The organism is Vibrio pectenicida (assembly GCA_024347015.1).
Taxonomy (GTDB): Bacteria; Pseudomonadota; Gammaproteobacteria; order Enterobacterales; family Vibrionaceae; genus Vibrio; species Vibrio pectenicida.
In genome coordinates, this window is sequence record AP024890.1 from 414,585 (window position 1) to 435,817 (window position 21,233).

Sequence of the window (21,233 nt, forward strand, 5' to 3'; positions counted from 1 at the left end):
GAGGAAAATAACATGTCAGATACAGCAGCAACTCAAGTGAATGGTCAAGTTACGGATTCTGTAACTCAAGTTAACACTAAAGTAGTTGGTGAAACACCTGCAATGGCGATGGGCAACTTACTAGTCTCTACTTCACATGCTTTAAGTACTGGTGCACATAATGTAACATCAGCTCAGCAACAAGGTCAGATCACTATGCATGCTGCAACCATACAAGGTTTCAATGCACTAATGTCAGTGGGTGGATCAATTGTTGGCCGAACTGCTGAAGGAATTATTGAGAAGCGTTAATTTCAGAGTGATAAATAATAAAAATATTTTCTGATAGGTAAAAATATAGCCATTATATTATTGATATAGTGGCTATATTAATAAAAGAAGTAAGGTCAAAGAATGTATATTAGATGGTTAGACTTGATAATTTTGTGTTGGATTCTACTATTAACCGTCCCTCATATATCTAGAATGATAGGGTAAAAATATGTAAGTGAGGATTATGGACATAAGAGAGCTAATAATATCTGATATAAGGAAATTGCTTTGGTTTGTATTTGATAGCGAAATTCTTACATTAGAAAAAAAGGAAGATCTTAACATTGATCTTAGTGAAATTGAAAATATAGATAATTTAGAAATAGATGAGCTATTTTCTCTGAGGGATAAATTGCTAGAACTAACAAAAGAGCATTCTATGGATCAAATATCTAATAGATATTATATGGCTTCTGTAGAGTCTCATAAACTTTTGAGTTTGTTTTTAAAAGTATTTATATTCCTATTAATTTCTTTTATAATCATGTTGGTATATTTACACCATAACGATATTATATTAGTGTCTGTAGATGAAGAGAATCTTATTAAGTTTACATATACCAAAGGATATTATTTAGTTAAGGAGTATATAAATCCTTATATATTTGCATTGATGTCAGTTTTATTACGTATTGTATTTCTTTTGAATGGTTGCATTCTTACTTATAATAGCGCTAGGATTAAAAGAAATAAATATATAATTTATTCTGTTGTATGGCCTCCAATTGTTGTCCTTATGTCAAAATCAATTAATCTTGAAAGTATTCCAGTTCAGTTTCTATGTATAATTTTAGGTTGGGGTGTAGAAACATTTATAAAAACTATTGAAAAGTCAGCTATTATTTTTGAAAAACAAGTTTCTAAAAAAATATTAAGTATATTAAATGTTATTAATGGATTTTCTAGTAAGTGATTTATCACCCTGATTAGAGGGGGGGGATATCTAGACAAGTAACCCTTTTCACCGTCATGAATTTTATAATCCGAGGTATTTTGTGTTTGTGCTAAAGAACACAAACACTCTATCTAGCTCATATTTATTATAAAATAACGCATATTATATAGGCTTTTTTCTAAGCAGATTGTTCAAGATGGAGGTGCTTGAACTTGGTTACTAGCCAACATGAGGATTGATCCAGTCGGGATTGAGTAGGGATACCAACTCGTGGCCTTCCCATTGTTTGTTTATTAATAGGTAGTCCTTTGCAAATCCTTCCGCTTTGAACTCAAGGTGATTTAGCACGGCTTTACTTCTAGCGTTTTGAGGCATAACTGAAGCCGATATCCTATGTATATTTTGTACTTGAAACATATAATTAACAGCCATACGCAAGGCCTTGGTCATGATCCCTCTACCTTGTGCAGTTCTGCTTAATGAGTAGCCTAAATTGCAGCAGTGGAACGGGAAACGACAGATGTTACTAAAAGTTATAGTGCCAATCATTCTAGCTGATTGACGATCTAGAATAATAAAATAGACCAGTGACCCATTTTTACTTAGTTCATCAAATTTACAAAGAATCTGGTGCCATCCTTTTTTTGTAAAAAAATTTTCATCCCTCTCTGGCTCCCACTTAGCTAAGTGGGATTTATTTAATATGTAATAATTAGTGATTATTTCAACATCTGAAGGCTTTGCTGTCCTAATGATGATATCGTCTTTGTGCAGTTCAACGTTATGTAAAAATTTCATTTCTTTCATTGTTATATAATCCCACTTGTTCAATAAGTATACTTTTTACTATCTAAAACTTATGAGGAATATACTAAATAGCTTAAGATCTTTGTAATAGATACAAAATGCTTAAGTTCAGGTAAATTCTAGCCTTGTCGTTAAAGATACATTTAAGTATACATATATTATTTGAATCTATTTTTTGTTTGAAAATCATAACATCTATTAGTTTTTAAGTAATTATTGATTCATACAGAATTTATCGTGATGAATAAAAATGAAAATATTATGTTTACACTCCATTTTTAGAAAAATTAATTTTGATGAGATACCAGCCTATATAAGGCTTTGAGCATATTTTTTCCATTGATAAGAACAACTTAACAAAAAATTTCTTATACGAATAGATAAGTTTCCTAACTATGGGGAATTTAAAAAATATTTTTATATATTTTTGAAATTTTATAACCCTTCTATTCTTTTTACCTGTGAAATAAATTAGGTTAATAAAATATTATTATAAGAAAATCAGTGAGTAAGGATAATGAGTAGAAAGCTTAAGGCGTGCTTTAGAGCATATCGTTGTTTTCATAAAGCAATTGAGAAAACGGGGTATTTATCATTGTCATCTATTGTTGAAAGCCAATACTATTACCCGAGAGACTACCCACTTCAGCCTAAAAGAAACGAAGTTCTACTCGATACTGATATGAACAATTTTGTGCCTATGAGTAAAAGAGAGAAAGGTATTTTAATATCTAGATTTAAAAAGCCATAACTTGCTCTATAGCTTGTAAGGTTGATACCAATATTTTTGGATGAGTAGAATGAAATCTTATTAATTAGTCAATTTCTAGGGATTCTCTTCTGACTTTTATTAAAGGGTTTTCACTTTTGTCACATAGAGTATCTAATCTAGATTGCACTTGTGGAAAACAATCTCTCTGCTTATCTTTACTCATTTGTTTATATGTATCTATGATTTTATCAAGCAGATTGAAAACGTCTTCTTCCAGCTGTAAATCACTTTTCAGTACTGGGCTATATTTATATGTTACAGTCTTTTTCCTTATGGGGCCCAATCGAGTTGTGCGCCGAATAATACGATATTTAATGTCTTCCATTTGTTACCTTTTGAATAAGTCAGAAAATAAAGAACCGTTTCTTTTGCTTTGCTACTAATGATGTTTCAGCATTTTTCTGGCGGCATTCGATTGATAGAGACACGATTTTTTCATAGTTTTTAATCGCATTTTCAATCAATTGGTTAGATTCTGCGATTGTAGAGAGGCATGTAACTTTGTCGCCTCCTTCCAGTAGCTTTGCCATAGCGACACCAGACGCGGTGTTACAGATATCAGTGACATTGCGTATATTGTCGACAGCATCTTGAATAGCTATCGATGTTGCTTGATCGATGTAGTTATTCTGTTCATCTGCCATTAGGCTTATGCGCTATTCAAGATGCTCCAACCACGTTATTAGCGTGAAAAGAAGCCAGCTATTCCGCCTTTTTTCTTTTTCTCTCTTTCTCGTTGTGCACTAATACCAAAATCATCACCTACGCTTAATTTTTGTGTGGATGCTTGAGGAATGGCAAGTAACCGTGCACATGCATTGGTTACCGAAGCTGAAGTAGTGACTTGAGACTGCTGTTGGTTTGCGACCAAGTTATGCATGGTCAAGCCTATTGTTTCAGACAAGGTAGTTTCTGCTATTGATGTAGGTTGGTCTGAAAATTTTTGCAGTGTCGTATAATCTTGATTAGACATATGGCTTCCTATACTTGTAAAAATGAGTATGAACAGAGAAGTATAATACCTAATATAATGATGTTTGTTTATTATAAAATAATTATTATTTAGTAATATTTGCCTAATGTAATAATTTCTGTCCTATAATATATTTAATTATGCAATAAGGGATAATCATTAATATTTAATATGGTAATAATGTTTTATACTTAAATCACAAAAAATCATGTTTATTTTTTTACTAAATGATATTGTATCAGCACTATGAAGTTATGCTTAAATTCCAAATCGTGTAGTAGAGTTATCATCAAACCATTTCATATTACTTGTTAGTATAGAAGATGGCCTAAAGCTACCATGTTTGATTGGAAATAATACCAACAGAGATTTATGACAAAGTATAAGTATTTACAAAGAGTATATGAACAAAGAATAATTGGTGCCAGCTCAATATCTGATCTGATTGTAAGAAAACGTTATTATGGAGGCTTCAACAGTAATTCTCTATCTATGAATATAGAAAATGGATATCTTATATTTAGGAAGTATAATATTCCCGATAGTTATAAAAGTAAATAGTTGCCTTTGTGATCATATGATTAAATTCTTTTTTTTCCTATCAATAAAATATTTCATCCAGTTTCTCAAAGTATCTTAGTAAAGATACTTGTTTTTTATTTATTATTGGCATTTTTAAACTATCTAGTATTTTGTTGTATTTGTTACTTTATTTAAATCTTAATTTTATAACGTGTATTTTATATACGGGTAAAGTATGTCAATCTATTCGGGTAAGAATTTAATTATAAAAGAAAAACTGTTTATTACCATGATTTATATATTAATGACTATATTTTCTCGGTTTTTGGGAGGTTTAAATGTTAGTCTTTGATTATTTTTTATTATACCTATACTTTCTTAAGTATCTAGCTATATTCTTACTTTTATTTCTTTTTTATTTTGGATTAGATGATTTTATTATCGACATATTATATTGGTGCAGGAGACTTGTCGGAAGAAAACTTTCCAATATAAATGATATAGAACTAAAAGTATCAACTGATAACCATCAACGGCATTTGGCTATAATGATTCCTGCATGGCAAGAGTATGGTGTTGTTGATAAAATGGTTTCTCTTCTAGCCTCATCTTGTAATTACGATAATTTTCATATTTTTGTTGGTACTTATCCAAATGATCTAGCAACAAAAAAGTGTATCGATAAGGTGTGTAAAAGATTTGACAATGTTCATAATGTAATTTGTAAAAAACCGGGACCCACAAGTAAGGCAGACTGTCTTAATAATATATTTAACTATATATTGAGAGTGGAAATAAAATCTAATATCAATTTCTCTGGATTTATCTTGCATGACTCAGAAGATGTGGTTCATTCCTCTGAACTTGAACTATTTAATACCTATATTCCTCATAATGATCTCATACAGATACCAGTATACCCATATGTAAGAAACTGGTATCAATTTACTTCCTCTCATTACATTGATGAATTTTCTGAATTACATGAGAAAGATTTAATGGTTCGTATGTCAATGGCAAGACATGTCCCGAGTGCTGGTGTTGGAACTTGCTTAAGTCGCCGAGCAATATTGAGATTAGCAAGATCTGGTCGAGGTCTGCCGTTTGATTGCGCTTCTTTAACCGAAGATTATGATATTAGTGTAAGGTTAAAGCAATGGGGAATGAAGGAGATATTTGTTCGTGCTAAAGCCAAAAATGGCTACCTTAACTCTCATCGTAATGAGGATGCATCTTTAATCTGTGTTAGAGAGTTCTTCCCTAGTACATTTAATGCCGCAGTTAGGCAAAAAAGTCGTTGGATTGTTGGGATAGTATTTCAAGGCTGGAAGAATATCGGTTGGACTAAAGATTGGAAGATGAACTATTTTCTTTGGAGAGATAGGCGCTGTGTGGTTTCTAATATCGTCTCTTTTCTATCCATGGCTGTTTTATTTCAAGTTATATGTATAGTGATTTATCAATTTATTTTTGATGGTAGCTATTTTTTTATTTCAATATTTGATGATGATACTTTAATAAAAATATTAAGTTATACAAATATTTTCTTTTTTATAAATAGAGTTACTCATAGGTTTATATTTGTTAGAAGGTTTTATGGTTTTTTAAATGCTTTGACTTCAATTCCTAGAACAATATGGGGTAATATAATAAATTTCTTTGCAAATTTAAGAGCAATATATCTTGTCATTTCTAAAGATAATGTAATGAAAATATCGTGGGATAAAACTAAACATGATTTTCCTGATATTGAAAATAAGAAAAAATAAGGAAATGAATTATGAAGATAATACGCTACATAAAAATAACCATAATAGTTATCTCATTGCTAACTACGCCAGCGTTGGATGCGGTGAGAGATAACACCATTGATCTGGCTTCCACTTTGAGTGATTCAGCCCATTTTCGTACTTTTCCTTATTTGAATAGAGCGTTTGCTTTGGAGCGTTCAGATAAAACTTTGGAAGCGATCACTCAAGTTAACAGAGCTTTAAACATTGCCCCTAAATATCACCCATTTTTACGTTACCTATTTAAACTCCAGTTACGGGCAAAGCTGTTTAAAGAAGCTGAGGCTACGCTGAAAGATTTACCAGTGCATGAAAGAATAAGGTTACTAGTCACTTTAAGAAGTGAAATGTCAATACAGAGTATCACCTTATCTAACCCAGATTTTATGTTATTACTTGATGGTTTGTCTCTTGGATCTCAAAAGCAGGTATATCTGTATCGCCTCTATTGGCTCGCAGACCAGTCTGAAACATTATCGTTAGAATGGAGTATATCTCAAGCGCTATCAGTAAAGCCTGATCAGGCAATACTATATGAAGCAGAAGCTTGGTTAAAACGTCAAAATTACCAGCAAGTACTCGATTCTATTAATCAAATAAGAGACAGAAGAGCTTTGTCAGGCAGGGAACAATATCTAGTAGGTCTTGCATTACTCAAAAGCAAACGAATAGAAGAAACAATATCATTGCTTAAAGAATCAAGGGGAGGATCAAGTGGATTTTTGCTAGCCCAACAATTGATATCTGACTTCATACATGACCAGCAGTATAGCCGAGCATTAATGTGGTATAAATGGCTTGAAAAATATTATGTCCTTACATCAGAAGACTATTCGCAAGCCTTTCAGCTTGCTATAAACGTAGGCGATTGGGATCTTGCGAGAAGTTACCAGAAAAAAATTTCTAACACTTCTTGTACTGAAAATGCACTCATTAGCGCAAGATTAGGTAATCGGGATTTAGCTAAAGAGCAGTTAGCATCATGCTCCACATTTGAGTCACCTGTATTATGGTTAAGCTTAGCTGAAGAACTAAATCTAACCTTCATGATAGAAAGTGCATCATTTAGTGGTTCAAGATTAGTTTACAGGCAAAGCGTAGTTATTGCTTGGAACAAATACAATCAAGCTGAGTACCAAAAGGTGATAGATATTTTGTCGTCGATGTCTCTTTCTATTCATTCGAGAAAACTACTAGCGTCAGCGTATGATAAAAATGGTGAGTTCAGGAATTCGATGCTTGAATGGGAAAGGGTTTACAATGAATCTGACCAATTATCTGATCTGAAAAGCTTGCTTGAGGTGATGAAAAAAGCATTAACTGAGACTCAATTAATAAGCGAATTTGAGAGTCTATTGTCTGATGGTTCTCTGCCCTCAGACATTAGAAAAAATCTTGCCGAGCAACTCCTTTACTTATATGCGAAACACCCAGAGAATTTTAACCCTGAGATAGTAATGCAGTTGACTGATATTAATATTGACTCATTCTGTACTGCAAATCTTTGGCAAATTAATGATGGATGTAGGATTGCTAAGGAAGTACTTATTAATCCAAAAACTGCATTTGGTTGGCAAGTTTTAGGATATTGTAGTTATGAAGAAAGTCCAGAAAGAGCCATTGGTTATACCGATAATGCTTTGTTATTAGAAAAGTCAGCAACAAGTCGGATTGATGTTATGAGTATTAAAGCTCAGATGCTTTTTGAACAGCAACGTTACCAAGAGGTGCTTAATGTATTATTACCTGAATGGCAACAACTACGGTCTCCATATATTAGACTTTTGGTCCCTAGTGCTTATCATCAGCTTGGGAAATATGAAAGGGCGAGGTTTTGGTGGGGAGAAAGCGATGAAAAAGGTATTTTAGAATGGTGGTCGCTAGGTACTGATATTTACATTAGTCAAAAAAAATTTGATCAAGCTAAAGGTATTCTAGAGGAAGCAGAAAAAAAATTTAATCATAATCCTCAGTTTGTTATTAGGTACGTAAAACTCTATAAGTCGATGGGAAAAAAGAAAAATCTTATTGATTATCTTTCTCGCCAGCATCAATCTAGCCCTGATGATGTTTATATTACCACTGAACTTGCCTATGCGTATTTTCCTAGTGAGCCAGAACGTTCGGTCAGATTATTTGAGTCGGTTGTTTCGAAGTTAAAAGGTGATAATCAAGTTATGGCTTATTATCAATTAGCGCAAGGGTATAAAAAAATCGGGCGTCGGGATAAAGCACAAAGTGGGTATCATGAGCTTATTGACCAGTTAACGACTGTGCCTGAGAAAGATAGCCAACTTATTGAACAGCTTAGGGCTGAAAATCGCAATGCTGACTCAAATTGGCAATTTGTTTTGAGTGGAGAATCTGGGGGAAGTAGCCCTTTTCAAGAACTTCTTGAAGATTCTAGCAATAATGGATTTTATCAAGTTAGTGCCAGTTATCAATTTGAGGAGCTGCCTTCATTGTTTGGGCAAATGAGTTTGCTGAGTTCAGGGAGCTTTGAGACGACCGGAATTGACTTCGGGGGGATGCTGAAACCCTTTCAAATGTTTGATCTCTCGATTTCTTCAGGCATTCGCCAGTATTTCGGAGATGATGATTTTACCAGTGCTTATGTTAGAGCTAACGGTGACTTTTTCTCCGGTTTAAATTGGGACAAATCTTGGAAAGGGGAACGGCGATCAAGTTGGTCGCATAGTTTGTATTTTGATGCTTTCTACCAATTTTATGACGAAAGATCATTACTTTATGTCAGAGGAGAATCTGGTCCAGTCTGGGGGATTACTGAGAATTACCATCAACGCATATGGGCCTATGGGCTGCTACAAGCTAGTGCTGACATGGTGGGTGAAGAAAATGATAGTAATCTAAAAACGGGCTTTGGTGTCGGTTGGTTATCTTCATTTCACTACGATAGATATTTGGGCTATGAGAATGAAGCTGAGGTAGTACTTGAGTGGCAAAAAAAACTTAATGACTACGATCAGGATGAGTTAGTGCTTCGGTTTAGTCTCAACTACTAGGCTAGATAGTGTTTCAAACTAGGGTCGGTTATCGGATTACCATTATATCGATTTATTGAAATAAAATTCTCGAATATTCATTAGTTGCTAGTTTGTGAGAAATTAGCCATAAACAATAAATATCCACAATATAAATGCGTATATACTATCAATTGATGATATATACACTATAAGTATCTGTTATTTTTAAATATTACTCTTATATATTTATCTTTTTCTTTTGATGTCAATTTTATTCTTTACCTTGTTTTATTCATTTTTCTAAAATATTTATCTAACTATTTGATTCTTAATATTTTTATTTTTTTAAATGCATAAGTGATTTCTTACAAAAATAATAGTGTTATGCGGATTGTTTGAAGCTTTGGTGATGATATATATTTCCCGTATGTTAATTGCATGTGAATTTTTTGTGGTGTTTTAGCTCCGTAATAACCCAGTTACTTTATTTTATTCAAGTGCCTGAGGGCTTATTCTAGTTTTTATCCTTAGTCTAGTTCCTGCATGAGACTGAACAATGGAAACTGGTGGTATCAGCTAAATTGCTCCAACAAATAACATGTGAAGAGCACTCGAGGCTTGCATTTAAAGACGATCATTTGGGCGGGGACTCTTACCGTAAAAATGATATGCCCATCACCGTAGCACCTCAGTTCTAAGTGAGAGTACTGCTTCCCGTTTACCATGTATGGAGCGTCTGTTTTGCTCCGACATATCATGTGAATAAAAATATGAAAAAAATATTATTGCTTGTTTTACTTGCTGCTTCTATTTCAGTGGGCGCAACAGAGACGACATTCACTCAATATAACCATCATCAGATTATGCGAGATAAAGTCAGCCAATGGGTGGACTGGGAATCTCAAGAGCATTCTTTAACTGCTGTTGAAGCGCTAAACGTGGCGAAGAAAAAACATGGTACTGAGTACATGTCGAGTTTATTTATGACTCGGCTAAGTGAAGTTACAAACCATCAATTCGATACAGGTGGATTAGCTACTATAGAGCTTGGGATAATCAACGAGGCTGCGACAGTATTTGTTATGTCTCAAGCACCCGATTTGCCTCACCACGAATTGTTTCCTTCTCAATACATGCTTCAAACCTTCTTAGCCAATTTGGCTATGGAACTTGAAGTTCTTTATCCAATGGCGGAAGACGAGGCAATGTATCTGCAAAGGTATTATGAAAGCGATCCCCTTGGCTTGTCTCTTTATTCTATAGCTTTAAATATAAGCTTAGAAGAATATGGAGAGAGCGAGCTTGTTCAAAAGCTTGCAGATCAAACAAGTAGCAGGAACTCAAATTCTCTTCGCCAATTCTTAATCGCTAACTTTTCAGCAGGAGGCCGGTTTAAAGAGCGACTAGAGCTGGTTTTACTTGAGGAGCTAAAACAGTTTTCGGTGAATTGGAAGCCAGCATATGACGAATTTTCTCAATCATTACACGGCCCTCACCCATATGCACGAGTGGGGGCTATGATGCAAAGTACTCTATTGAACAAGTGGTCTTCACTAAGACAAGATGAGCGTGAAGCTTTAGGCGACTGGCATGAGCAAGCCACTCAACTGCCTAGTTATAAATATGGCTATTCCATGCTAGGAGAGGCAGTAGTCAATCATTTTCGCCAGCACAAGCAGCAAGAGCATCATAGTCGTTGGAGTTTTCCAACATTTGCCGCAGTGACATTAGCCACTTTAGTAGTACCAGAATTGTTAGGTGAACTAGCACTTGGTGAGGTTGCTCAAGCACTGATATTTTCCAGAACCATGTTCACTGGAGCGAGGGTTGCAGATGCTGCTTACACTGATGAATTTGTTGAACTTGCGCTCCAAGAAACAGCGAGGCCTGGCGCAATTTTGCCACAAAGTATCGCTTTGTCTTTGAGTAAAGTCACCAGCTCTTCTGCTATTGGAGGTGAAATTGAACCTGGCCTCAATCACTATCTTGGTATTGATGCAATTGAAGGTACAGACTATGTGGCTAATGTGGAAGGTAGTTGGCAAAGGGTAAGGCGTTTCCCATTGACTGATGATTATGCGTTATTTGGTGGAATGGGATCATTAGGAGTGCATAAAGTAGCGCGATCCGGTGCGGCAGGTTGGTTATTAAATCAAACAGCAAATAGCCTGAGAAATTGGGTATCCTCGGGTGAGTATCGACATGTATTATTGCTTGGTAAGGGACAGCCTGAGTCGTTATTTCGTCATTACGGTGAGAGTGTAAAGAGTCGCTATGGTGTCCCTCAACGAAATATGGCGAGTGATGGTGACGTAACCTCACACCGACTAAACGGAATGTTCCCTCAAGCGTCATCGGGGCAACTGTCATCACTAACTTTTAATCATCGTTTAGATGTAGTTGCACATGGTAATCCCTATGGCCCAATATGCAGTGATCAAAATGGTTTAGAAACATCATTAACGCCATCAGGCTTAGCAAGAAAATTATTTGATTTAGGGCTACGTCAGGTTGGTGTGCTAAAAGTACAGTCGTGTAATGTAGGAGGAGGCTTCTACCTGACTCAACTCGAACGGGCACTTAAAAAAACAGGTATAGATGTTGGATTCCTCGCCGCGCCTAAGGGTTATTTAGTACAACTCCCAAGGTTACCAAGAGCTGTGTTTTCACCGTTTCCAAATTTCAGTCCAGATCGCTATGAAGTAATATCAACGGGATTGCATCTAGGATTTCCAGGTACTCGGTACCAGTAACTTTTTAATTTGAAGCATTTAAGTCTATTTTGAGGTGTTTTGTTTATGGCGCAGAGCAAAACATTTCTTTTTAGTATTTCAGGCATTTAAATATTGGATATAAGTTCAAGTTCAGTTGAGTGGGGGTAACGACAGGTATCTAGTTCTTTTATCGATACTTAGCTTGCCTGAACCAATAGCATGATGAATTTGTGATTAAGGTTTGGTTTATCACCTTGTCTTTCTGTATATATAACAGCACAATCGGCAAAAATGTTTCAGGAGTGAAGATGGAACTTGAAGATATCCGCCGTGAATACAGTAAAGGCGGTTTACGCAGAAAAGATCTAAAAGAAAACCCTATCGATCAATTCAACCTCTGGTTGCAGCAGGCGATTGATGCTGGGTTAACAGACCCTACGGCTATGACCGTTGCTACAGTAGATGAAAATGGTCAACCTTTTCAGCGCATTGTTCTACTCAAACATATCGATGAAGGTGGGTTTGTTTTTTACACCAACTTGGGTAGCCGAAAGGCGCAGCAGATGGGGAGTAATACCAAAGTTAGTTTGCATTTTCCGTGGCACCCTCTTGAACGCCAAGTGCATATCATGGGTATCGCTGAGAAGTTAGGTGTTACTGAAAATATTAAATATTTCTCTTCAAGGCCGAAAGAAAGTCAATTAGCAGCGATTGCGAGTAAACAAAGCAGCCGAATATCTACTCGTGGCGTACTCGAAGGGAAGTTCCTTGAGTTAAAGCAGAAGTTTGCTAATGGTGAGATCCCTGTGCCAAGCTTTTGGGGAGGCTTTCGGATTAAAGTTGAATCTATTGAATTTTGGCAGGGTGGTGATAATCGTTTACACGATCGATTCTTATTCTCTAAGCAAGAAAATACTTGGCAGATTGATAGGCTTGCTCCTTAGACAACCAATAAGCACCTTTGACATAAATTAAAAATGCCGCTTAATGCGGCATTTTTAATTGGGTTATGAATACGTGAGTTAAAAGTTAATTTATTTCACGTAAGACTCGAAATCCGGCGTAGTTTGCTGCTGACGAGTTTGATAAAGACAACTGCTCATGTGCTGCGGCCATTTCCGGAGAGAAGTTCCAAGCCCCACCTTTTAGAATGCCACGCGCGTCATTCGTCCATTGCCAAACATTACCTACGGTATCATAAATACCCAATTTATTTGGTTGAAAAGCCATGACGGGAGAAGTACTTTTATTTGACCATGGGGTTCCTCCCCAGCCAGTATTTGCTTGACTTGGTGCAAAATGGTCACCCCACCAATAATTGCTTTCTGAACCTGCTCTGGCTGCGATTTCCCACTCATCTTCACTAGGCAATCGATAATAGTGATTAGTCTTGTTACTTAACCACTGCGCATAGGCTTGTGCATCATTTTTACTGACACAGACCACGGGCGAATTAGCAGCCTGCTTAAAGCCTGGATTACGCCAGTATCCTTTGGAAATTGGTGTCACTTCACCTTTGACTATCGCAGTACATGTATTCGTCAGCTCGGCATCTGTTTGATAATTGGTCGAGTCGACGAAGGATTCAAATTGTCTTACGGTTACGGGTGTGGTGCCAAATCCAAATGGCTGATTTAGCTTTAACTGCTTGGAGCCATGTTCTCCTAACATGTATCGACCGGGAAGGACAGTCGATACCTCTGGGCCTTGGTTACCTGAACCCAAAGAGTCAGCGAATTTGTCACCTTCACGCAGTGGATTTGCAGTTTCTATTAGAACGGCTCGGAGGTTATGATCGCGTTTAATCGATAAATCTTTACGGAAGTCTCGATAGCCTTCTTTCCTAATGGAAATTGTGTGCTGACCTACAGGTAACATGACTTCTATTGGGGTACTGCCATACTTGACTCCGTCGATAGTTACCTTGTCATCGTATAGGTTTGAACGAATATTTAAGGTCACCCATGCAACTTCTTGGTTGGTCACGGAATTTTCTTTATCATCTGAACGCTTAGGTTCAAAACAGTACTTTTTATTGATTGCTAAAAGCGTACATGCCGCACTCTGAGTTGGCCTAGCCTGCATTTCAACGTCCATTATGCTGCGATAGCGGATACCGTCATAAAAGCCAGATTCTTTGGTTTTAGAGCGTAAAACATGAATATTAAAAGGGACTTTATTAGAGTTTGGCTTGATAGTCTGTGGCTCGCTTGTACTGCTAATTAGCTCAGATTGAAACTGTTTAACCGCTTTTTGGACAGTTAGGTCGCGTGTTTGGCGGTCACACTCAGCAATAGTCATATTTGCCTGACAGCGATTTGTAAAGCTGACAGAAAGGGAATATGGCTGTTTAAGTTCTTCTTGCAGACGTTCTGCACGTGCTCTCAGTTTAGCTTGCTCTAGAGACTCAATACCTTGGCCGATGGCTTCAAGCTCATTACTATCAAGATTAAGTTGATGTTTTAGTTCTTGTAATATCTGTTCTTCAAATAAACGTTGTTTTTGGTTTTGTTTCAGTGTTGACCAAGAGTCTTGATAGGCTTTCTGGCTGGCTGAGAGATCGACAGCTGGGTCGTCAATCATGCGAGCATAATTAGCCTCAAGCTGCCTCTTAGCCTCGTTGAATTTTTTATCGAGTGATTTAGCCAATTTAGTCACTTCAGCGACAGTTTGCTGTTGTTCGTCAAGGCTAGTTTGTTTGTCATCTCGGCGTTGAGTGGCCGACTTTAATTCTTCATGTTTGTCGAACAACTGCTGATCGATTTTTACGATAGGGTCGCGCGCTTCCTCAGCTGCAATACCAGCGGAGATAAAGTAAGGTGACAGAGCAAGAAGGAAGGTTGGTAAACCAGTTCGCATTATCTATTTCTACAATTATTTTAATCTAATGAACTTATTCTAAACGAAAACGCCACTTTTTCGTAAGTTATTCCCTTATAACTTACGACAAAATGGCGTTTTTGGTCAATTTTGTGCAGCTCACTTCTACTGAAAAAGAGAAGTGGGTTAAATATTTGAATTTGGGCGTAACTTAACCCAGACAGTATCATTACCATCAATAGCAATCATACGGTTGTATGTCTGGAAACCATCTTTAGATACGGTAAACTGATGTTTGCCTTTTGGTAGAACGACTTCTATCGGGGTACTACCATAATTAACACCATTGATAGTAACTCGGTCTTGGTACTGATCTGATCGAATCGTGATGTTTGCCCAGCTTTGCTGTGTATTTGTCTTTTCTTTTTTAGCGACGCTGGCACTATTAAGACAGTAACGTGAAGATACGTTGAGTAATTTACATGCGGCAGAAGCCTCCGGGCGAGCCTGAAGTTGTGCCTGCATTTCAGTGTAGTAGCTGTTGTTACCTTCAAAGCCAGAGCGGATTATTTGGCTCTCTTGAACAAATACATTCAGTTGGACACCTTTCATGTTTTGTTTGGCGATATTGGCTTCTGTTAAGCTATCGAGTAATTTTGTCTTAAAGGAATTAACCGCACGCTGTTTGGTTAAGTATTTACCTTGATTCGTACACTCACCCAACGTCATTGTTGCTGAACAGGTTGTTTTGAATGCTGTGTTCAAAACATCGCTTTCTCGTAATTCTGCATCAAGACGTTTTACACGGGCTTCGACTTTCTGCTCTTTAAGATAAGATAACTCAGAGTTAATCCTTGAACGTTTTTGCTTGATCTGAGATAAGCGCATCTCTTGTTCAGTAATACTTTGCTCTTGTTCAAGGATTTGTGTTTGGTTCTTCTTTAACGAAGCCCAAGCCTCTTGGTATTCCTGCTGAAAAGAGAGTAAATCAACATCTGGATCATCGAGAAGACGGTTATATTGTTTGTCCAGTGCTGACTTGGCTCGATTACGCTTAGCGTTGAGCTCTTGCTCTTCACGTTGATACTTACTTAGCTCTGCTCTAAGCGTTTGTATACGTGATGATTCAGCTTCAAACTCAGAACCAAGCTCCTGTAATTCACTTTGTTTGTTTTCTAATTTACTATCGATAGTTGCGACAGGATCGGCAGAGTCCACCATTTCCGCAAAAATCGAAGTTGATGCCCATAAAGGGCTTAGCGCAATTAAAAGCGCTGGGATGCGACGTATTATCATATTTCCCTGCAACAATTAACGTTTATTGACCAACGTAAAAAACCAAAAAAAAGACAAACTCTTGACAGTCCTTGTGTTCCTGTCTCTTCCAAGTTTACTTCAACCCTGCATCTTTCTCTTCTTAAATATTAACCAGCTTTATGCAGATTGGCCTAATTTAACGTATATAAAACTTGGATGCTATCTATCATTTTGAGTTGATTGGGGAAATATGCAAGTGAAGATTGAGTATCTGTAAAAAGAAAGTTGCTAGAAGTGACATAAACCGTAATTTATGTGCACTTGATCATTCTTCCGATGAACATGTGTTGGTTAGTGAATGACCATAATTACCTTCTTTGCTATGTAAATTATGTTGGTTGGATGTGTTACTGACGGATGGTGATAAATTTCGAATCGAGATAATTTTGGTATACCATATGATGTTAATAAAACCTGAGGTCAAAAACTGTCTCATGAGCTGTTTCAAATCTCCGTCTCTAATCGGCGAACAAGACAAACTTTCGTTACCCAAGCCTGCAGAACTCGTCACCTTGCCATCGCACATGGACTGTCATGATCATAGTTATACTCAGATCGTTATTGGCCTACAGGGAAAAGCTGAGTTTGAAGTTAGTGGTTTTGGTAACTTAGTTGGCCCAGGGCAAGGTTGTGTGGTGACATCTGGATCAGGTCACGCTTTTGGTGGTGTTGTTGAGAAGTCAGATATCCTTGTACTCAATATGCCATTTCCAAGCGTTGATGACCCATTAATGTTGCAGAAACTAAATGAACTGAGTCGGCGTGAAACCTATTTTCAGCTAGACCGCCAGATTCAGAAATTGATCCAAATGTTAGTCACAGAAATGCAGTCGAGACCGGAAGACTTACTTCTTAGCAGGGCTTGTAATGATACTTTGATTGCCTTACTTCAACGGCATATGTCAACGTTTGCAACATCATACAAAGAATCACGCTTCGATCTTGAAGTTATAGACCGTTATATTGAGCAGCACTTGAGTCAGAAGATCTCGGTGGCTCAGTTGGCTGGGAGTGTCTTTCTAGGAGAAAGTCAGTTCCACCATTTGTTCAAATCATACATTGGGATAACGCCTCACCAATATGTGCTGGGTAAGCGAGTTGACATGGCCAAGTTGTTGATTGAAAAAGGTGATTTAACTTTAGGCCAGGTTGCTGAGTTTACCGGATTTTCTAGCCAGAGCACCTTTAGCCATACCTTCTTTCGCTTACAGGGCGTGTCCCCATCTCTGTATAAGAAAAAATTTAGTTAAAATTTTATCTAATTACATGTGATTCTGTTTTTGTTTTGTTAATAAGCGGAGTTTTAAGCAAAAAACTCGGAGTTTTTGACAAGTAATCCTCTCCCGCTCAAAATACACTTCAAACCATTGTAATAACTCTGATGAATTTATCAGGTTTGAGATTGAGGAAAACGCATGTTTACTGCAACTGATGTGTTGAATGCCGAGTTTGTTGAGCAGCCGCTGAATAATCTTTGGTCGCTGATCTCTCCACTTTACATGGTGGACGAATCCCAATGGCTTGAGCAATTATTGCCTCTAGCAACACCGACAGATGCTGAAAAAGAGCAAATGTCGATAAAAACGACTGAGTTGATAGCAGCTATCCGTGCAGACAAAAAATCAATTCAAATGATTGATGCCTTGCTGCTTGAGTATAGTTTGGATACCCAAGAAGGCATTTTACTGATGTGCTTGGCTGAAGCCTTAATGCGTATACCAGATGCTGCGACTGCTGATGCCTTAATTCGTGACAAACTCTGTGTTGCTGACTGGAAATCTCATCTAAAAAGTTCTGATTCGGTTTTTGTTAACGCATCGACTTGGGGCTTAATGTTGACTGGTAAAGTGGTTGGATTATCTGAATCAGAATCACGCAGCCCAGTCTCAGCAGTAAATCGTTTAGTTAATAAAATGTCTGAACCTGTTATACGTAAAGCTATGCATCAGGCGATGAAAGTAATGGGGCACCAGTTCGTTCTTGGGCGCTCTATTGCCGAAGCCCAGAAAAATGGGCGTAGTATGCGTGATAAGGGTTACACATACTCCTACGACATGTTAGGGGAGGCTGCGTTAACGACAGCAGATGCGAGTAAATACTTTAATGACTATCTGATGGCTATTGAAGCGGTAGGCCGTGATAATTATGGTTTAGATACAAGTCCTGCTCCTTCGGTTTCAATTAAATTATCGGCATTACACCCGCGCTATGAAGTGGCCAATGAAGAGCGAGTATTGACCGAGCTAGCTGACACCTTGATGCAACTGCTTTGTAAAGCGATTGAAGTGGATGTGGCGATTACTATTGATGCAGAAGAAGCAGATCGTCTTGAATTATCACTAAAACTTTTTGAAAAAATCTATCGAAGTGATTTAGTTAAAGGTTGGGGGAAATTTGGTCTCGTCATTCAAGCCTATTCAAAACGGGCACTGCCAGTTTTAGTTTGGATTAATGGCTTGGCTCAAGAGCAGGGCGATCTTATTCCTCTTCGTCTAGTTAAGGGTGCTTACTGGGATAGTGAAATTAAATGGTCTCAGCAGGCTGGCTATGAAAACTACCCGGTTTATACTCGTAAAGAAGCGACTGATGTTGCTTACCTAGCCTGTGCTCGCTTTCTGCTATCTAACAATGTTCGAGGCAATATTTTCCCGCAGTTTGCGAGCCACAATGCTCAGACCGTTACTTCAATTGCTGTTATGGCCGAGCACGAAAACTATGAGTTTCAGCGTTTGCATGGCATGGGTGATTCTCTTTACAATCATGTGATGGAAGCCTACCAGCAGCCAGTGCGTATTTATGCACCTGTTGGAAGCCATAAGGAATTATTACCCTATTTAGTGCGTCGTTTATTGGAAAATGGTGCAAATAGTTCCTTTGTTCATCGCTTAGTCGATGCGCGTTGTCCTATTGAATCTCTTACCCAGCATCCTGTAGATATGCTTGGTGCATTTGAAACACTCAATAACAAAAGCATTCCGCTTCCGCCACAGATATTCTCTGAACGTAGCAATTCGTATGGCGTCAATATCGATATTGAATCCCAAGCAAAAACATTTGAGCAGCAAGTTGAAGGATTTTTAGATAAACAATGGTTTGCAGGTCCTATAATCAATGGTCAAATATTTACTGAAAGCATGATCAAGGAAAATGCGACCACAGAGAAAGTCATGGCACCTTACGACAGACGTGTTCAAGTGGGCCAGGTGTCATTTTCTAACCTTGATCATGTTTCCGCAGCAATTAAAGGTGCGCAAAATGCCTTTAGCAATTGGCAAGCTAGCTCATCAGCTCAGAGAGCAAAGCTACTAGAAAAATTGGCTGACTTGCTTGAGAACAATCTCGCCGAGCTGGTCGCTTTATGCCATCAAGAAGCAGGGAAAACAATTCATGATAGCATTGATGAAGTGCGTGAAGCTGTTGATTTTTGTCGTTATTATGCCAACCAAGTCAACACTCTAGGTGAGGTTGAAATTCAAGACTTTGATACTCAGATTCGTAAAGTATCACGCAATGGGCGTGGTGTGTTTGTTTGTATTAGCCCTTGGAATTTCCCTTTGGCTATCTTCTTGGGGCAAATCACCGCAGCCTTGGTGGCAGGTAACACCGTAGTCGCTAAACCCGCGGAGCAAACCAGTTTGATAGCCGCGCGCGCTGTCGAATTTATGATTGAAGCAGGGTTCCCTAATGGAACCATTCAGCTCTTACCAGGCCGTGGTGCCGATATTGGTTCGGCATTGACATCGCACTCTGCTATTGCTGGTGTCGCTTTTACTGGTTCAACGCTAACAGCCCAGCGCATTAATCGTACTCTTGCAGGTCGAGATACAGCACCTGTTCCCTTTATCGCTGAAACGGGTGGCCAGAATGCGATGATTGTTGATAGTACGGCGCTTCCTGAACAAGTTGTCCGTGACGTTATCCGCTCTGCTTTTGCTTCTGCGGGACAACGTTGTAGTGCATTAAGAGTTTTATATGTACAAGAAGACGTTGCGGATCGTATCATCGCTTTAATACAAGGCGCGATGCAAGAGTTAAAGGTCGGTTTACCTTTTGAGCACTCGACTGATGTTGGGCCTGTGATTGACGAAAATGCTAAAAATAAGCTTCTCAAACATATTGAACGCATGACGGCTACTCAGCAAAAAATTGCTGGATTAGAGCTAAATGAATTGCATCAATATGGCGATTTTGTTGCGCCGTGTGCATTTGAAATTGATGATATTTCTTGCTTAGACGAAGAACAATTTGGTCCAATTCTGCATATTGTTCGCTTTAAAGCGAGTCACTTGCATCAAGTCGTTGAAAGAATAAATGGTACTGGTTTTGGTCTCACAATGGGGATTCATAGCCGTAATGAAACGACTTATCGCTGGATTGAAAAACATGCTCGTGTTGGAAACTGTTATATAAATCGTGATCAAGTAGGTGCTGTCGTTGGGGTTCAACCATTTGGCGGTCAAGGCCTATCTGGTACAGGTCCCAAAGCAGGCGGCCCGCATTACCTGTTCCGATTTACACAGACGTCATTTTCTTAATCTGTAGGCAAGGAGAAAAATTATGGTTCATCAAGTTACTCGTTTTTCTGATGCTTATTCAGCATGGGAGAATTGGAATCTCACAAACTTTGATGCAAAAAGTGAGTGTTTACTTGCGTTTAAACAAGCTTTGCAGAGTGAGCAGCCTACCTTAGCTGCTGTAATCGATTACCATTATCAGCATTCAGCTAGTTTGTTGTCTCAAACGCATGAGATGCCGGGGCCGACAGGGGAAACCAATGAGCTATATACCGTTGGTCGAGGTGTGGCATTAATCATTCAAGATCACATGTCTAAACCTGTGCAAAAGGCGGCTATTGCACAATTATCAGCAGCATTAATTGCGGGTAACAGCGTAATTTTGTGTAGTGATGATATTGACTTTATCACAGCTCTAGAATCGGCTGCTAAAAGTGCTTCTTTACCGATAAACCTATTACAATTTGCTTCTCTTGATGCTTATCACCAATTGTTGGAGTCAGATGTAAGAAGTGTCGGTTATATAGGTAATCAAGAGGTTGAGCGTAATGTCAACCGTCAACTTGCGAAACGAACTGGTGCTATAGTAGGCCTAGTTTCAGAAACGGACGTAGAGACTATTCCTGTCGCTCACGATCCATACTTATCGCTTCGTTTTATCACAGAGCGAACGAGAACAATAAATATAACTGCTGTGGGTGGCAATGCGACCTTGCTAGAGCTTGGCAGCGAAGCCCACTAACCCTTTCTCGGAGAGCCCTTACTCAGTGTAAGTAAGGGCGTTCATGGAAGGTGATTTTTTTATGAGGACAA

The 21,233-nt window shown here is 38.0% G+C and carries 15 protein-coding genes; 9 read left to right on the top strand and 6 right to left on the bottom strand.

Annotated features, from left to right (window positions below):
• Positions 1–12: 12 nt before the first annotated feature.
• Together OCV27_RS16910 and OCV27_RS16915 are read left to right on the top strand one after the other, a co-directional pair.
• Entirely contained in the window at positions 13–291 is a 279-nt protein-coding gene (locus tag OCV27_RS16910) for a RebB family R body protein (RefSeq protein WP_125323424.1), read from the top strand.
• Between the two features lie 205 nt (positions 292–496).
• Entirely contained in the window at positions 497–1,225 is a 729-nt protein-coding gene (locus OCV27_RS16915; protein WP_337969473.1) for a hypothetical protein, read from the top strand.
• Positions 1,226–1,426: 201 nt separating this feature from the next.
• Here OCV27_RS16915 and OCV27_RS16920 read toward each other — a convergent pair whose 3' ends face one another.
• The 4 genes from OCV27_RS16920 to OCV27_RS16935 all read right to left on the bottom strand — a co-directional run bounded on the left by OCV27_RS16920 (position 1,427) and on the right by OCV27_RS16935 (position 3,759).
• On the bottom strand, positions 1,427–2,014 hold the full coding sequence (locus OCV27_RS16920; protein WP_125323494.1) for a GNAT family N-acetyltransferase: 588 nt from the start codon (positions 2,012–2,014) through the stop codon (positions 1,427–1,429).
• Between the two features lie 815 nt (positions 2,015–2,829).
• Complete coding sequence (locus OCV27_RS16925; protein ID WP_125323479.1) at positions 2,830–3,111, bottom strand: hypothetical protein; 282 nt, start codon at positions 3,109–3,111, stop codon at positions 2,830–2,832.
• A 19-nt stretch (positions 3,112–3,130) separates the two neighbouring features.
• Positions 3,131–3,430: a hypothetical protein gene (locus OCV27_RS16930; RefSeq protein ID WP_125323480.1), complete on the bottom strand. Its 300-nt coding sequence runs from the start codon at positions 3,428–3,430 to the stop codon at positions 3,131–3,133.
• A 38-nt stretch (positions 3,431–3,468) separates the two neighbouring features.
• Positions 3,469–3,759 (bottom strand): RebB family R body protein, encoded by a 291-nt coding sequence (locus tag OCV27_RS16935; protein WP_125323481.1) that lies wholly within the window; start codon positions 3,757–3,759, stop codon positions 3,469–3,471.
• 860 nt (positions 3,760–4,619) lie between these two features.
• Here OCV27_RS16935 and OCV27_RS16940 point away from each other — a divergent pair.
• From OCV27_RS16940 to pdxH, 4 genes are all read left to right on the top strand, one after another.
• Positions 4,620–6,050 carry a glycosyl transferase family protein gene (locus OCV27_RS16940; protein WP_337969474.1) on the top strand — a complete coding sequence of 477 codons (1,431 nt, stop codon included), beginning with the start codon at positions 4,620–4,622 and terminating at the stop codon, positions 6,048–6,050.
• An 11-nt stretch (positions 6,051–6,061) separates the two neighbouring features.
• Positions 6,062–9,094 (top strand): NfrA family protein, encoded by a 3,033-nt coding sequence (locus tag OCV27_RS16945; RefSeq protein WP_337969475.1) that lies wholly within the window; start codon positions 6,062–6,064, stop codon positions 9,092–9,094.
• Between the two features lie 731 nt (positions 9,095–9,825).
• Positions 9,826–11,808 (top strand): hypothetical protein, encoded by a 1,983-nt coding sequence (locus OCV27_RS16950; RefSeq protein ID WP_245986823.1) that lies wholly within the window; start codon positions 9,826–9,828, stop codon positions 11,806–11,808.
• 269 nt (positions 11,809–12,077) lie between these two features.
• On the top strand, positions 12,078–12,713 hold the full coding sequence (gene pdxH / locus OCV27_RS16955) for a pyridoxamine 5'-phosphate oxidase (protein WP_125322742.1): 636 nt from the start codon (positions 12,078–12,080) through the stop codon (positions 12,711–12,713).
• Between the two features lie 85 nt (positions 12,714–12,798).
• Here the strand turns inward: pdxH and OCV27_RS16960 are convergent, their stop codons facing one another.
• The gene (locus OCV27_RS16960; RefSeq protein WP_125322741.1) at positions 12,799–14,628 is read right to left on the bottom strand and encodes an SUMF1/EgtB/PvdO family nonheme iron enzyme; all 1,830 of its coding nucleotides are present in this window, start codon (positions 14,626–14,628) and stop codon (positions 12,799–12,801) included.
• A 147-nt stretch (positions 14,629–14,775) separates the two neighbouring features.
• Positions 14,776–15,885, bottom strand: coding sequence for a PEGA domain-containing protein (locus tag OCV27_RS16965; protein ID WP_125322740.1), 1,110 nt, complete (start codon positions 15,883–15,885; stop codon positions 14,776–14,778).
• 455 nt (positions 15,886–16,340) lie between these two features.
• Here OCV27_RS16965 and OCV27_RS16970 point away from each other — a divergent pair, with 455 nt between their 5' ends.
• The 3 genes from OCV27_RS16970 to OCV27_RS16980 all read left to right on the top strand — a co-directional run bounded on the left by OCV27_RS16970 (position 16,341) and on the right by OCV27_RS16980 (position 21,162).
• Positions 16,341–17,156, top strand: coding sequence for an AraC family transcriptional regulator (locus OCV27_RS16970; RefSeq protein WP_125322739.1), 816 nt, complete (start codon positions 16,341–16,343; stop codon positions 17,154–17,156).
• A 165-nt stretch (positions 17,157–17,321) separates the two neighbouring features.
• Positions 17,322–20,441, top strand: a complete 3,120-nt coding sequence (putA, locus tag OCV27_RS16975) for a bifunctional proline dehydrogenase/L-glutamate gamma-semialdehyde dehydrogenase PutA (RefSeq protein ID WP_125322738.1) — start codon at positions 17,322–17,324, stop codon at positions 20,439–20,441.
• A 22-nt stretch (positions 20,442–20,463) separates the two neighbouring features.
• On the top strand, positions 20,464–21,162 hold the full coding sequence (locus OCV27_RS16980; protein ID WP_125322737.1) for a 1-pyrroline-5-carboxylate dehydrogenase: 699 nt from the start codon (positions 20,464–20,466) through the stop codon (positions 21,160–21,162).
• The last annotated feature ends 71 nt before the right edge of the window (positions 21,163–21,233 follow it).